Raw genomic sequence first — 14923 nt, forward strand, 5'->3', positions numbered from 1 at the left:
GGAAATAGCCACGGGTCCAGAGTAGTCGAATTCGGCCTCGAACACACGTTCGAAGACTCATGTTTTTGCGGGTTTCAGCGGGTTTGGACCGCCGGTGTTCACTGCACGCGGAAGGCGGCCCGCAGAAATTCAACGGCGCGGTCCTCCCCCACGCCCCAGGTCCTGGCCTGCGAGGCCAGTTCCTGGGCCGCGGACGCGAGTCTGCGGTCGCCCTCGGAGCCCGTGGCCAGGACGACGGTCCCGTGACGCCCTCGGGTCTGGACTGCTCCTGCCTGTTCGAGTTCCCGGTAGGACCGGGCCACCGTGTTCACGGCGACCCCCAGTCGTCCGGCGAGCGCCCGGACCGAAGTCAGCCGGGTTCCCGGAACCAGCTTCCCCGAACCGATGGCCTCCAGGATCTGTTGGCGGATCTGGTCATACGGGTTCTCAGGCACGTCCTTGCTGATGGCGACAAAATCCAAGACGTCGTCGTTCACTGGGTCTCCTCGGGGATCCGGGCCGGTCATCGCTGGCCGTGGCTTCGGGTGCCCCCCACAGTACCCGCCGGCGCTTTTCCCCCGCTCCGGCGAGCGCCTAGGCTGGCGGCATGAGCCCAGAGAATTCGCTGTTGCATGACCTGGCGGAGGTCACCATCCGCCGCGTGTCCGTTTCGTCGATGGACAACAACGCCTACCTCATCACCCATAAGCAGACCGGCGCGCAGGTGCTGATCGATGCCGCCGCCGACGCACCGGCACTGCGCGGTCTGATCAGTGAGGCCGCCGAGGACGCGGCGGTGACCCCGCACCTTGAGCTGATCGCCACCACCCACCAGCATTGGGACCACGTCCGGGCGCTGCGCGAGCTGGCCGATGAGACCGGCGTGCGGACGGCCTGCGGGGCCGACGACGTGGAAGGGATCCGGGCGGCCACGGGAGTCGAACCCGCTGTGGTCCTGGGCCAGGACGATATCGGGAACTTCGACGGCTTCGATCTGCGGGCCGTGCACCTGCGTGGACACACCCCCGGCTCCATCGCCTACGTGTATGAGGACCCCTCGGGCCCGACGCATATCTTCAGCGGTGACAGCCTCTTCCCCGGAGGCTTGGGGAACACCGATGGCGACCCCTCCCGGTTTGCCTCCCTGCATGAGGACGTCTCTGAGCGTCTCTTCGGGCAGTACCCGGATGACGCATTCGTCCATCCCGGTCACGGGAAGGGCACCACCCTGGGCGCGGAACGCCCGCAACTGGCTGAATGGAAACAGCGCGGCTGGTAGACGGCTGGCTGGCGCCCCCTACTCGTTATGCAGTTCCCGGACCTCTCCGAACGGGACCGTCTCCGACACCAGGGCCTGGACGCCAGATCCGAGGAATCTCACGAGGACCCCGTATTCGCCTTCGGCCACGGATTCCTGCATGACGGGTCGGACGGTATCGAGGAAGGCTGGTTCGGCCCCCTCCAGATAGCTCTGGTAGGCGCGGGGTAGTGGGTTTTCCATGGCCGGTTCCTCCTGTGCGGTGTTCCGTCGCTGCTGACCCCAGCTCTACCACCCCGGACACGGCACGGGAAGGTTTGACTGCGCGGAGGCCTCCCGGTCGGGCCACGGTTCCCGACCATGGAACTGTAGCTGGACGGGACGTCCCACGGCTCCCCATTCCGGGGGTTTCGAAGCCTCGGTGATACTTCAAGTTCCCGAGGGCAGCACCCCAGGGCAGGCGCCGTCCATACGCAGACACTTCCGTGCGGCAACAGATACCCCCGGCGTCGGGCCCCCCAGATTCCGCAGCCACTCCTCCCACCATCGGTCACCACGTGGTCCGCTGACTAAAGGCCGCGCCCTTCACCAGCCCCCGTAGAACGGGATCCCTTGAACACTGGTCCTAGCCGGCAGAACGCTCTAAGCTAAGTCAACTTTCGCGCTGTCCACCAAGATTGCCCGGGCGGCTCCGACGACAAGGAGAGTGAGCCGACGTGAAGCCCCGGACCGGAAAAACGTATCAGTTGATCGCGTTGGGAACCATCATCGGAACTGCCATCACCGGCTGCAGTGCCTTATCAGGCGGCGGAGCGGCCCTGACTGCTTCACCCCAAGCCGATGTGCCAAGACCTGCGGCCCCCTCGTCACCAGCGACCTCCTCCGCACCGGAACCGAAAACTCCATCCCCACCACCAAGCTCCCCACCCACTACACCAGCCGCCTCGAGTGAGTCGGTCGCGACGTGGCCCGAGACGGCACAGGACGTCACCAGCGGCCTGGCAAAAATCCAGGTCGTCACCTGTGACGGTGGAGGGACCGGCTCGGGTTTCCTGGTCGCGGATGACTTGCTCGTGACGGCAGCCCATGTCGTACAGGGGGCAACTTCAGTCACGACCCAGATCGACGGCGATCTCTCCGGGGCTCAAGTCATGGGAGTGAACAACAACGCTGATCTCGCCTTGTTGCGCCTGAACAACACCGCCCCGGGCCATGTATTTACCTTGCGGCAGGAGGATCCACCCGTCGGGACCGAGGTGGCGGCGCTGGGTTTCCCCTTTGGCGACGACCTTTCCTTCTCCAAGGGAACGGTCAGCGGGCTGAAACGAGGCGCGCCCGAATCCGAAGTGGACTCCGGCAACTTCGTCCTGACAGACACACCGGTCAACCCCGGGAACAGCGGTGGCCCTCTCATCACCCGGGACGGCTCGGTTGCAGGGGTCATGAGCATGCGTCCGGACCGCCGCAGTGAGAGATCCGTCGCTGGCATGGCCTATGCCGTCTCCGGACCCCGTACGGCACAAGCAGTCGAGGCATGGCAGCAACGGAACGTCCCGGTGCGGCCTGCCGAGTGCGAAGATGCCCTGGCCCGGAGCGTCGAGGTCGAGGTCTCCATCGACTCAGAGCACGATCAGGCCATGAACATTGCCCAGAGCCTGCAGATCCACGGTCAGGGCATCAACGATGGCGCCTACGAGGCGGCATTCGATTTTTTCACTCCTGAAATGCAGGAGGGCATGGGCGGACTGGGCACATGGCAGGCAGGTCTGGCCTCGTCGTACTGGCTCGGATTCAACGTCGTTGATGTCAGCGGACACGGCGACGACCTGGTGGCCCTCGTCCAGCTACAAACGGTGCAGGACACTGAAGACAGCAAGGACGGCCAGCAGGACTGTTCAGACTGGGCGATCGAGTACAAAATGCATTGGGACGGACTCAACTGGCTGATCAACGGTGCACGTAGCCCCTACGGGGATCCGCAGCAGTGCAACGAATCCGGCGGCTAGGCCGGTGCCAAGACCGCGGCCCTATCGGCCTCATGCGGGCCTCCATGCCTACCGCCGGTCCTCCTTGCGCCCGACCATGAAGATGCGCCGGAAGGGGAAGACCGTCAGTTCCCCGCCATCCGGGCCGGTGAAGGGAGGGTAGGCCTCACGGACCAGCGCGGCGTACTCCGCCTCGAACTCCGCGGCGTCGGCATCCTCCAGCACCGAGAGGATCGGGCGTAGTGCCGTACCGCGGACCCAGTCGAGCACCGGGTCGGGACCGTGCAGGATCTGCTCGTACGTGGTCTCCCACACGTCTGCTTCGAAACCATGGTCGAACATCAGGCGCAGGTACGTCTCCGGTTCGGCGACCGCGTCCTTGCGCAGCACCAATCCCTGCAAGCGGTCCGCCCACTGCGCTTCCGCGGCAAGTCCTCGCATCAACGCATGCGAGGGGGCCTCGAAGTTGCCCGGTACCTGGGCCGCGAACCACGCGCCCGGCTTGAGGGCATCGAGCCATCCCGCCATGAGCTCCCCGTGCCCGGGAATCCACTGCATCATCGCATTGCTGATGAGGACGTCGGTTTCCGCTTCGGGAGTCCAGGTTGCGGCGTCGGCTTCGGCGAAGTCCACACGGGGCCGCTGATGATCCGCGGTGGCCTTCCCGATCATTTCGGGTGAGGCATCCAGCCCGGTGATCCGGGCGTCGGGCCACCGATCGGCCAGTGCGGCGGTCAGCGGACCCGGACCGCAACCCAGGTCGACGACCCGCCTCGGGGCGTCTTCTTCGATCCGGGCGATCAGCTCGAAGAAGGGGCGGTCGCGGTGGGTGGCGAATTGGACGTACTTGGCGGGGTTCCATTTCATGGCCCCACCCTATTCCGGCCTCGACGGGTTCGACGCGTGCACACCGACGCCGGGGTCGCTGGACGATAGGCTGGAGGGACCATGAATCTTACTGACCTGCTGCCTGATTCCCCGCCGCGTGGGGCCACCGCCGAATCGACCTATGCCGCTTTCCTGACCTGGGCGGAGGATCGCGGGATTTCCCTGTATCCGGCGCAGGACGAGGCGGTGATGGAACTGGTCGAGGGCAACAACGTCATCCTGGCGACCCCGACCGGCTCCGGGAAATCCCTGGTGGCCGTCGCCGCCCACTTCCATGCGTTGGCCCGCGGGGACCGCAGCTATTACACGGCGCCGATCAAGGCGCTGGTCTCGGAGAAGTTCTTCGCCCTCTGTGAGATCTTCGGAGCCGAGAACGTCGGGATGGTCACCGGGGATTCCTCGGTGAACCAGGACGCTCCGATCATCTGTTGCACCGCGGAGATCCTCGCCAACATCGCCTTGCGCGAAGGGGGCGACGCCGATCTGGGCCCTGTGGTGATGGACGAGTTCCACTTCTACTCCGACCCGCAACGCGGTTGGGCCTGGCAGGTCCCGCTGCTGGAGTTGCCCCAGGCGCAGTTCCTGCTCATGTCCGCGACCCTGGGCGACGTCACCCGCTTCGAGGACGAACTCACCCAGCGCACGGGTCGGCACACCACGACGGTGGCCAACGCCGAGCGCCCCATCCCCCTGCATTACTACTATTCCGAGGAGCCGGTCCAGGAAGCCATGGAGGAACTGTTGTCCACCCAGCAGGCTCCCGTCTATGTGGTGCACTTCAGCCAGCTCGAAGCCATCGAACGCGCCCAGTCCCTGATGAGCATCAACGTGTGCACCCGGGAGGAGAAGGACCGGATCTCCGAACTGATCGCCGGGTTCCGTTTCGCCACGGGCTTCGGCAAGACACTGAACCGCCTGGTCCGTCACGGGATCGGGGTCCACCACGCCGGCATGCTGCCCAAATACCGCCGACTGGTCGAACAGCTGGCCCAGGCCGGCCTGCTCAAGGTCATCTGCGGCACCGACACCCTCGGGGTGGGCATCAATGTCCCCATCCGCACGGTGATGCTGACCGCACTCTCCAAATACGACGGCATCCGCACCCGGCCGCTGAATGCCCGCGAGTTCCACCAGATCGCCGGCCGGGCCGGACGAGCCGGCTACGACACGGCGGGAACCGTCGTCGTCCAGGCCCCGGAATTCGCCATCGAAAACAAGAAGTCGATGACCAAGGCCGTCGCGAAGTTCGGCGATGACTCGAAGAAGCTACGCCAGGTGGTCAAGAAGAAGCCGCCGCAGGGTTTCGTCTCCTGGTCCGAGAAGACCTTCGACAAGATGGTGGCCTCCACCCCCGAGCCCCTGACCTCGTCGTTCAAGGTCACCCACTCGATGTTGCTCAATCTGCTGGAGCGCCCCGGGAACTCCTTTGTCGCGGCCCGCAAGCTGCTGACCGAAAACCATGAGCCGCCGGCTCGACAGAGTGCCCTGCTGCGTCGGGCCCTGGGAATCCTGCGCGAGCTCCTGGCCACCGGGGTGGTCGAACGTCTGGAAGAGCCCGACGAACACGGGAACATGCTGCGCCTGACCGTTGAATTGCAGGAGAACTTCGCGCTGAACCAGCCGCTTTCCCCGTTCGCGATGGCCAGCCTGGAGATCCTGGACCGGGATTCACCCAGCTACGCCCTCGACGTGGTCTCGGTCATCGAAGCAACCCTGGAGAAGCCACGCCAGGTACTGAACGCCCAGGAAAAGAAGGCCCGCGGCGAAGCCGTGGCCGCGATGAAGGCCGAGGGGATGGAATACGAGGCGCGGATGAACGCGCTCGACGAAGTCACCTATGCGCAACCGTTGGCCGAACTGTTGGGCGAGGCCTTCGAGACCTACCGCAGCGGGGCCCCCTGGCTCGGTGATTTCGAGCTCGCCCCCAAATCCGTGGTCCGCGACATGTATGAACGGGCCATGTCGTTCGGGGAGTACATCGCCTTCTATTCGTTGGCGCGCTCGGAGGGCATCCTGCTGCGCTACCTGACCGATGCCTTCAAGGCGTTGCGCCAGACGGTGCCCCGCGATGCCTTGCGTGAGGATCTCGAGGACCTCATCGAGTGGCTGGGCGAACTGGTCCGCCAGACCGACTCCTCGCTGCTGGACGAATGGGAGAAGCTCTCCAGCGGGGAGATGCCCCAGGACCCCTCGGCGCAGATCACCCCGCCGAAGCCCGAACGCCTGACCTCGAACGAGCGGGCCTTCCGGGTGATGGTCCGCAACGAGATGTTCCGTCGTGTCCAGCTCTTCGCCGATGAGCAGGAACAAACCCTGGGCCAGCTCGACGGGCACCACGGCTTCGACGCCGATGCCTGGGCGGACGCCATGGACGACTACTTCGACGAACACGACGACATCGATGACGGGCCGGCCGCCCGCGGCCCCCAACTGTTGATCATCACCCCGTCCCCCACCGAATGGAAGGTCAGGCAGATCTTCAAGGATCCTGCCGGGAACAACGACTGGGGCATTGACGCCGTGATCAATCTGGCGGACTCCGACGAGGCGGGGACCGCCGTGGTGACCGTCACTGGTGTGGGCCGGCTCGACTAGGGCCCGGGCCCCGGCGCCGTCGCCCCGGGGTGGTGTCTCAGGGAAGGAACGCGGCATACAACGGCTGGGATCTGGCCGCGGCGATGCCCAGGACGGGCGCCATGATCCCCAGGAATGCGTAGAGCGAGACCGGTACGCAGAGCAACCATTCGCGCCAGGACCCGGCCACACCCAGGACCGGGACGGCCAGCCTGCCGCTGGGACGCCAGATCTGGCGCAGCAACGGGAGTCTGCGCAGCTTACTTGGCGCGCGTAGTCGAAGCGGCCACAGCAGGTTGCAGCCACCGACGGTCAGCAGGTCCCCCAGGACATGGGTCGCCGTTCCGAGCAGCACGGCCAACACGAACCAGTACTGCTCCTCGGGGGCGAAGAGGGCCACGAAGGCCCCGGCGGGAATGGACACCACCCACGGCAGTTTGCGCATGGCATCCGGGATGAACTTCAACGCCTTCAGGGCAAAGGCGATCAGCAGTACCGCCGACAGTCCCGCCCCGGGAAAGACCGTTCCCCACCGGGGGGAATGGACCTCCCAGAGGCCCAATGCATGGGCGATCAGGGTGAAGAGGGCGATCCCGAGCAGGGAATGGGTGCCGTTGCGATGTCCCCCGGCCACCCGGCCGATCCCGGCGCACATCAGGTTCGACACCGGCGGCAGCGACTGGGCGATGCTGGCGTGTCGGTGGTCGGCGTCGGGCAGCAGGGCCGCCCCGGCGCAGACCAGCGCCCCGGCGAGCACCCCGGCGTCAGAGACCTCCAGCAGGCCGAAACCCAACGGGATGCGGGCAGGGAGGAAGGAGAGCCACTCCGCCACCGGACCCAAGCCCAGTACCGGCTGGGTGGTGACGGCGATCCAGACCGCTGCACCACTGGCAGCATGGTGGCCTCCCATCATGGGCTTGGCTCTCTTTCATCCGATGGAAGACGGGTTGGTGCTTCGGCCTCCGACCGGCGGCCACGGCGGGTCCCAGCCTAGGGGCCCCCGGTGTCGATTGGACGTCGGGGGCCGGCGCCGGGGCCGGTAGTGTTGATCACATGACCGCCCTGATGCACCGTGTGTCCGCCACCCACGAGTTCCGCGGCCTCCGCGCCACCGAACACTACTTCACCGTCCCGCTCGACCATGGCCGGCCCGATGGTGAGACCATCACCGTCTTCGCCCGGGAGGTCTCCTCCCTGGAGCACGAGGACCCCGGCCAGCTGCCGTGGCTGCTCTATCTGCAAGGCGGGCCGGGAGCTGCCAGCCCCCGGGTCTCCTCGCTGACGGGATGGATGGCCGAGGCAGCGAAGACCTTCAGGATCCTGTTGCTGGACCAGCGCGGGACCGGGCTGAGCACCCCCGCCAACCGGCAATCATTGCCACTGCGGGGTGATGCCGCGGCGCAGGCCTCCTATCTGACGCACTTCCGTGCCGATTCGATCGTGCGTGATGCCGAGGCCATCCGTGCCGAACTGGGCATCGATTCGTGGAGCACCTTCGGGCAGAGCTTCGGGGGATTCTGTACCCTGACCTACCTGTCGCTGGCCCCCGGATCGCTGGACCGTTGTCTGGTCACCGGGGGCCTGGGGCCGGTCGACGGCGACCCCGAAGAGGTCTACCGGGCCACGTATGCGCGCATGGCCGCGCGCAACACCGAGTACTTCGCCCGGTATCCCGAGGACCGCCTGGTCCTGAACCGGATCATGCGCCACGTCGAGCAGGAACATGAGCAACTCCCCGACGGACGGGGCGTCACGGGTGGCCTCGTCCAGATCCTGGGCCAGTTCCTGGGCGGAAACACCCGGATGGACCAGCTCCACTTCGTCTTCGAATCGGCGTTCATCCCCACCCCCGACGGCCCCCGGCTGTCGGATGCCTTCACGGGGGTGCTGTTCCAGCAGGCCAGCCGGGGCCCGAATCCGCTCTACGCCCTACTGCACGAATCGATCTACGCGCACGGGCGGGCCACCCGCTGGGCCGCCGAACGCGTCGCCGCCGAGTTCCCCGAGTTCGATCCGGCCTCCGCCGAGCCCCTGCTTACCGGGGAGATGGTCTACAGCTGGTACTTCCGGGAGGATCCCCTCCTCCGACCGTTGGAGGACGTGGCCCGGATCCTCGCGGATCATGAGCAGTGGCCGGCCCTGTACGACGCCGAACAGCTCGCCGCCACCACGGTGCCTGTGGCGGCCGCCGTGTACTCCGATGACGTGTACGTGGACCGGGACATCAGCCGCGCCACGGCAGAAAAGGTCCGTGGCCTACGCGTCTGGGAGACCGCCGACTTCCACCATGACGGAATCGCCGACGACGGGGCGGGCATCTTCGCCCGGCTGCTGGGCATGACGTCCCCTTCCGACGCGGAATCGGCGGAGCCGGCCATCAGTCGGCCTGACTGAGGGTTCCCGGCGGCTCAGCCGGCGACGGCGTCGTCGTACCCGACCTCGAGGATCGTCCTACGGTGCCGACGCAGTTCGGCGACTCCCCCGAGCCCGACCAGCACCACCAGCACCAGGCAGGCCACGTTCAGCCCGCTGAAGCCCCAGAAGGCGAGCACCAGGCCCGAGCCGGCGGCGCCGATGGCCCCGGCGGCCCCCATGAGGGCGTCGGACAGTCCCTGGACGGGGACCCGGTGGCCGAGCTCAACGCTTTCGGAGACGAACGCGGAGCCGGCCACCGTCGCCAACGACCAGCCCACCCCCAAAAAGACCAGCCCCACGGTGACGGCCAGCTGACTTGCCGCCCCCACCGCGCAGCAGACCAGCGAGGAGGCCAACACCGCCTGTGCGGCCAGCATCGTCTGCCGGCGCCCCCATCGATCGGCCAGGATCCCGATGAACGGCGAGAGGGCATACATTCCGGCGATATGCAGTGAAATCGTGAACCCGATGAGCACCAGGACATCCAGGCTCGCATGGTGCCCTGCCATGGCTCCCCCGCTCGCCCCCGCGGCGATGGCGTCCAGGTCCTTGAAGTGCACCGGGGTCATGGACATCACGGCGACCATCACCAGATGGGAGATCACGATGGTGATGACCCCGAGCCGGGCCGCCGGATTATGCCGCAGCACCGACAGGCCGCCGCCCAGCGAGAGCCGTACCGGTGCCGGGGTGCCCGGTTCCCGGGAGCTGCCCAGCGGATCGGGCCGCAGCCCGATATTGAGGATCAGGACGGCGATCAGCATTCCTGCCATGGAGAAGATGAAGGGTCCGCTTTCATCGGGCAGGCCCAGGGACCGGCCCATGGCGGCGCCGGGGCCGATCAGGTTCGGTCCGGTGACGGCGCCGATGGTGATGGCCCAGACCACCAGCCCGAGGTCCCGACCCCGCGTGGCCGGTTCGGCGAGGTCGGTCGCGGCGAAGCGGGCCTGCAGGTTGGCGGCATTTCCGACCCCCAACAGCGCGGCCGAAACCAGGAGCAGCGGGAAACTCTCAAGGATCGGGGTCAGGAGCATTCCCAGGGCACCCAGCGCGGCGACGAGCATGCCGGCGGAGAGCGCCACCCGTCGTCCGCGCCGGATGGCCAATCCGGCCAGCGGAAGGGCGGTCAGGGCGCCGGCGACGGAGATCGCCATCGTGGTGGCGCCGGCGTAGGCATTGCTCCCGGTCAGATCCACTGCCATGAGCGATCCCAGGGCCAACCCCGAACCGTTTCCGAGGCCGCTGAAGAGCTGGCCGAGGGACAGCGAGAGGACCACCCGGCGTTGGTGGTTTCCGGGGATTGACTGCACCGGAACGGCGCCCTGGTTCTCGCTCACCGCTGTAGCCTACCAACGCCGGGGTGCCGCGGCGGCCCCGGGACGGGGGCTAGATGTCGTCCTCGTCGTGTTTGTCGGCATTGCTCCTGGCCTGCGCCTCGGCAGCCGCGCGCTTGCCTGCCGGACTGAGCAGGCTGGCGACGGTGGCGATCACGAGGGTGGCGACGATGACGATCAGAGACAGACCGGTGCTGATGTCCGGGATCCAGTCGATGCCCTGGCCCCCGTTGATGAACGGCAGCTCGTTCTCGTGCATGGCATGGAAGATGAGCTTGACCCCGATGAACGCCAGAATGATCGACAGGGCGTGTTTGAGGAAGATCAGTCGTTCCATCAACCCGCCGAGCAGGAAGTAGAGCTGGCGCAATCCCATCAGGGCGAAGATATTGGCCGTGAAGACGATGAAGGGGCTCTGGGTCAGGCCGAAGATGGCGGGGATCGAGTCGACGGCGAAGAGCAGGTCGGTCATGCCGATCGTGACGAAGACCAGCACCATCGGGGTGAACATGCGTTTTCCACCCACGGTGGTGCGCAGTTTGTTTCCGTCATACTTCTTGGCGACGGGGAGCTTGGCGGTCACCTTGGCGACCAGGCTGCTTTCGCCTTCACCTTCGTCGTCGTCGCTGTCGGTGGCCTGCTTCCAGGCGGTCCAGAGCAGGAAGGCGCCGAAGATGTAGAAGATCCAGGTCAGGTGCTCGATCAATGTCGCCCCGACCAGGATGAACCCGCCGCGCAGGATCAGCGCGATGATGATGCCGAACATCAGCACTTCCTGCTGGTAGTTCCGCGGGACGGCGAAGCGGGCCATGATGATGATGAAGACGAAGAGGTTGTCCACGCTCAGGCTGTATTCGGTGATCCAGCCGGCGACGAACTCCTGGCCGTAGTCGGGGCCCGCCTGCCAGAAGAGCACCCCGGCGAAGACGAGCGCGAGGGTGACGTAGAAACCGACCCACAGGCCGGCTTCCTTCATCGAAGGCTCATGGGGACGCTTGACCACATAGAGCAGGTCGAACAGCAGGATCAGGCCCAGGGCGGCCAGGGAAATGACTTCGAATTGGGTGGTCAGATGGTCCGACACGGTAACCTCTCGGGGCGCAGGAAGCGCCGGCAGGGGACAGGGGGCATTGCCGCAAGTCTCTCCGCCGCCCGGGATCGGGATCGGCCACTGTGCCCGGCCCGGCGGCATTGCCGGGCGTGTTGACGTCCACAGTGTTCGGGATACTCCCCTACGCCGGGCACAAGCCTACCCCACTGCGCTTGGGGCCTGTCGCGGATCAGGCGTGGCCGGCCTGCTGCATCTGACGCAGTTCCTTCTTCAGGTCCCCGACCTCGTCGCGGAGTCGCGCCGCCAATTCGAACTTCAGTTCCGCGGCGGCCCCGTGCATCTGCTCGGTCAGATCGGTGATCAGCCCCACCAGGTCCTCGGCCGGCGCCGCCGCCAACCCGTCCTGTCGGACCTGGGATTCGGCCTTGTCGGTGGTGGATTTGGAGCGGCGGGCCCCCTTGGCCAACCGCTGATTATTCAGCAGCTCCTGGGTATCGGCATCCTCGCGGGCCAATTGGTCGGTGATGTCCGCGATCTTCTTGCGCAACGGCATCGGGTCGACACCGCGCTCCTGGTTGTAGGCGTCCTGGATCTCGCGGCGCCGGTTGGTTTCGGAGATCGCGTGGGACATGGAGTCGGTGATCCGGTCGGCATACATGTGCACCTGGCCGGAGACGTTGCGTGCGGCACGGCCGATGGTCTGGATCAGCGAGGTCCCCGAACGCAGGAAACCTTCCTTATCCGCGTCGAGGATCGCCACGAGGGAGACCTCCGGCAGGTCCAGCCCCTCACGCAACAGGTTGATGCCGACCAGCACGTCGAAGACCCCCATCCGCAGTTCACGCAGCAATTCGACCCGGCGCAGGGTATCGACGTCGGAGTGCAGGTACTCCACCTTGACGCCGTGTTCGCTGAGGTAGCCGGTGAGGTCCTCGGCCATCCGCTTGGTCAGCGTGGTCACCAGGATTCGCTCGTTGTTCGCGGTCCGGGTCCGGATCTCCTCGAGGAGGTCATCGATCTGGCCCTTGGTGGGTTTGACGATGATCTCCGGGTCCAGCAGTCCGGTGGGTCGGATGATCTGCTGGACGAATCCGTCGGATTTGCCGAGTTCGTATTTGCCCGGGGTCGCCGAGAGATAGAGGGTCTGTCCGATCCGCTCCAGGAATTCATCCCATTTCAGCGGACGGTTGTCCATGGCCGAGGGCAGCCGGAAACCGTGCTCCACCAGGGTGCGCTTCCGCGACATGTCGCCCTCGTACATGGCGCCGATCTGCGGGATCGTCACGTGTGATTCGTCGACGACCAGAAGGAAGTCGTCGGGGAAGTAGTCCAGCAGGCAGTGCGGGGCGGTGCCGGGGCCACGACCGTCGATATGCCGCGAATAGTTCTCGATGCCGTTGCAGAACCCCATCTGCTGCATCATTTCCAGATCGTAGGTGGTGCGCATGCGCAGGCGTTGGGCCTCCACCAGCTTGTTCTGCCCCTCGAGTTCCTCCAGCCGCACCTGCAGCTCGTCCTCGATGTCCTTGATGGCCCGGTTCATCCGTTCCGGCCCGGCGACATAGTGGCTGGCGGGGAAGATGTACATCTCCTCCTCCTCGCGGATCACGTCACCGGTGAGGGGGTGCAAGGTGTGGATCTGCTCGATCTCGTCACCGAAGAACTCGATGCGCAGCGCCTGCTCCTCGTACATCGGGATGATCTCCACGGTGTCCCCGCGCACCCTGAAGGTCCCGCGGTGGAAATCCATGTCATTGCGGGCGTACTGCATCGACACGAATTTGCGCAGCAGTTCGTCCCGGTTCATTTCCATGCCCTTGCGCAGGGTGACCATGCCGGCGACGTATTCCTCCGGCGTCCCCAGACCGTAGATGCAGGAGACGGTGGCGACCACGACCACGTCCCGGCGGGTCAGCAGCGTGTTGGTGGCCGAGTGGCGCAGCCGTTCGACCTCCTCGTTGATGGAGGAGTCCTTTTCGATGAACGTATCGGTCTGCGGGACGTAGGCCTCGGGCTGGTAGTAGTCGTAGTAGGAGACGAAGTATTCGACGGCGTTGTTCGGCAGCAGTTCCCGGAACTCGTTGACCAGCTGGGCCGCCAGGGTCTTGTTCTGGACCAGGATCAGGGTCGGACGCTGGACCTGCTCCACCAGCCAGGCAGTCGTGGCGCTCTTGCCGGTACCCGTGGCCCCCAGCAGGACGACGTCCTTCTCCCCGCCGTTGATCCGTTCGGCAAGCTCGGCGATGGCCTGCGGCTGGTCTCCTGCCGGTTCGAAATCGCTGATGACCTCGAACGGGGCGACGACGCGGTTGATCTCCTGGGCAAGACTCATGGGTCCAAGGCTACGCTCTGCGTCGAGGGCTGTGCACGGCTACGGCTCAGGGCTTAAACCCGCAGGGCACGGACCGGGATGGACCCGCAGTCGCACCGGGCTTCAGGCCGGTGGGCGCTGGCGTTTGCCCGACCGTCCAGGAGGGTCCAATAAGCCGTCGTGTTCGAACCTGCCGAGGATGGCAACGAACATCTGCTGCGCGAAGACCACGCATCCCCCCAGGGCCAGCACGATCCCCGCCAACGTCATCCAGGCCGGCACCAGCACCTGCCAGCTCCACGGCGCCGACCCGGTCGTGAATTCAACGCGGCCACCGGCCACGAGCCACAGCACGATCGCCGCCACCCAGAGCACCCCGGTGGCCATGAACAGCCACGTCACCCATTTCATCCCGTACCCGAACCGGTAGGTCGCGGCCGGACCCTTGCGCCTCATCCCGGATCCCCGTCGCGTGGGCCCGGGCGTCCGGCCAGCCGCTGCAAAGTCCCGGTCCAGAGGTCATCCACCGCCGACTGCAGCTCCTGCAGGGTCCCGGAATTCTCCAACACCACATCACTGACGGCGGCCCGCTGTTCATCGGTGGCCTGGGCAGCCATCCGGGCCACGGCGTCGTCCTCGCCCATCCCCCGGTCCTGGACCATCCGGCGGACCCGTTCGGCACGGGGTGCTTGGACGGTGACGACGACGTCGAAGGAGGCGGCCTGCCCGGTCTCGACCAGCAGTGGGATGTCCTGGACCACGACCACGGGCCGGTCCGCCGTTTCCCGGTCGGCGGCTTCACCACGGATCCGGGCTGCTTCGGCGCGGACCCGTGGATGGACGATCCCGTTCAGTGTCTCGCGGGCCTGCGGATCGGCGAACACGATGCCGCCCAGCCGGGCACGGTCCAGTTCACCATCGGCGTCGACCAGGTCCGGGCCGAAAGCCTCCACGACCGCGGCCAGCCCCTCGGTGCCGGGTTCGAGCACCCGGCGGGCAATGGCATCGGCATCGATCAGCACCGCACCGCGTTCGGCCAGGCGCGTGGCCACCGCGGATTTTCCCGAGGCGATCCCGCCCGTCAGTCCAACATCAAGCATGGCTCCAGCTTATGGCACCGCGTCCACA

General features: G+C 66.3%; 13 protein-coding genes. 4 read left to right on the plus strand and 9 right to left on the minus strand.

Translation table 11 applies throughout. The annotated features are described in order from the left end of the window. Window positions 1–98: 98 nt before the first annotated feature. A complete protein-coding gene (locus tag ACT3UE_RS12845; RefSeq protein ID WP_444553940.1) occupies window positions 99–476 on the minus strand; it encodes a GntR family transcriptional regulator in 378 nt (125 codons plus the stop codon). 110 nt (window positions 477–586) lie between these two features. Between ACT3UE_RS12845 and ACT3UE_RS12850 the strand changes: the two genes are divergently transcribed. Next, window positions 587–1258 carry an MBL fold metallo-hydrolase gene (locus tag ACT3UE_RS12850; RefSeq protein WP_444553941.1) on the plus strand — a complete coding sequence of 224 codons (672 nt, stop codon included), beginning with the start codon at window positions 587–589 and terminating at the stop codon, window positions 1256–1258. A gap of 18 nt (window positions 1259–1276) precedes the next feature. Here ACT3UE_RS12850 and ACT3UE_RS12855 read toward each other — a convergent pair whose 3' ends face one another. Next, entirely contained in the window at window positions 1277–1480 is a 204-nt protein-coding gene (locus tag ACT3UE_RS12855) for a hypothetical protein (RefSeq protein WP_444553942.1), read from the minus strand. Between the two features lie 473 nt (window positions 1481–1953). On the opposite strand from ACT3UE_RS12855, the gene ACT3UE_RS12860 reads away from it, so the two are divergent. Next, window positions 1954–3243 (plus strand): S1C family serine protease, encoded by a 1290-nt coding sequence (locus ACT3UE_RS12860; protein WP_444566837.1) that lies wholly within the window; start codon window positions 1954–1956, stop codon window positions 3241–3243. Window positions 3244–3291: 48 nt separating this feature from the next. On the opposite strand, the gene ACT3UE_RS12865 is transcribed toward ACT3UE_RS12860, so the two are convergent. After that, entirely contained in the window at window positions 3292–4089 is a 798-nt protein-coding gene (locus ACT3UE_RS12865; RefSeq protein ID WP_444553943.1) for a trans-aconitate 2-methyltransferase, read from the minus strand. An 81-nt stretch (window positions 4090–4170) separates the two neighbouring features. Here ACT3UE_RS12865 and ACT3UE_RS12870 point away from each other — a divergent pair, with 81 nt between their 5' ends. After that, a complete protein-coding gene (locus tag ACT3UE_RS12870; protein WP_444553944.1) occupies window positions 4171–6705 on the plus strand; it encodes a DEAD/DEAH box helicase in 2535 nt (844 codons plus the stop codon). A gap of 37 nt (window positions 6706–6742) precedes the next feature. On the opposite strand, the gene ACT3UE_RS12875 is transcribed toward ACT3UE_RS12870, so the two are convergent. Then, window positions 6743–7597: a metal-dependent hydrolase gene (locus tag ACT3UE_RS12875; protein WP_444553945.1), complete on the minus strand. Its 855-nt coding sequence runs from the start codon at window positions 7595–7597 to the stop codon at window positions 6743–6745. A 140-nt stretch (window positions 7598–7737) separates the two neighbouring features. On the opposite strand from ACT3UE_RS12875, the gene ACT3UE_RS12880 reads away from it, so the two are divergent. Further along, on the plus strand, window positions 7738–9078 hold the full coding sequence (locus tag ACT3UE_RS12880) for an alpha/beta fold hydrolase (protein WP_444553946.1): 1341 nt from the start codon (window positions 7738–7740) through the stop codon (window positions 9076–9078). A gap of 14 nt (window positions 9079–9092) precedes the next feature. On the opposite strand, the gene ACT3UE_RS12885 is transcribed toward ACT3UE_RS12880, so the two are convergent. From ACT3UE_RS12885 to coaE, 5 genes are all read right to left on the minus strand, one after another. Next, the gene (locus tag ACT3UE_RS12885) at window positions 9093–10436 is read right to left on the minus strand and encodes an MFS transporter (RefSeq protein ID WP_444553947.1); all 1344 of its coding nucleotides are present in this window, start codon (window positions 10434–10436) and stop codon (window positions 9093–9095) included. Between the two features lie 49 nt (window positions 10437–10485). Continuing rightward, entirely contained in the window at window positions 10486–11517 is a 1032-nt protein-coding gene (locus ACT3UE_RS12890) for a TerC family protein (RefSeq protein ID WP_444553948.1), read from the minus strand. A 196-nt stretch (window positions 11518–11713) separates the two neighbouring features. After that, the gene (uvrB, locus tag ACT3UE_RS12895; RefSeq protein WP_444553949.1) at window positions 11714–13816 is read right to left on the minus strand and encodes an excinuclease ABC subunit UvrB; all 2103 of its coding nucleotides are present in this window, start codon (window positions 13814–13816) and stop codon (window positions 11714–11716) included. Window positions 13817–13918: 102 nt separating this feature from the next. After that, entirely contained in the window at window positions 13919–14251 is a 333-nt protein-coding gene (locus tag ACT3UE_RS12900) for a hypothetical protein (protein ID WP_444553950.1), read from the minus strand. After that, window positions 14248–14895 (minus strand): dephospho-CoA kinase, encoded by a 648-nt coding sequence (coaE, locus tag ACT3UE_RS12905; RefSeq protein ID WP_444553951.1) that lies wholly within the window; start codon window positions 14893–14895, stop codon window positions 14248–14250. Before coaE ends, ACT3UE_RS12900 begins: the two co-directional genes overlap by 4 nt. Window positions 14896–14923: the final 28 nt, after the last annotated feature.

Source organism: Arthrobacter sp. 179 (genome assembly GCF_052379645.1).
In the GTDB taxonomy this organism is placed as follows: domain Bacteria; phylum Actinomycetota; class Actinomycetes; order Actinomycetales; family Micrococcaceae; genus Arthrobacter_H.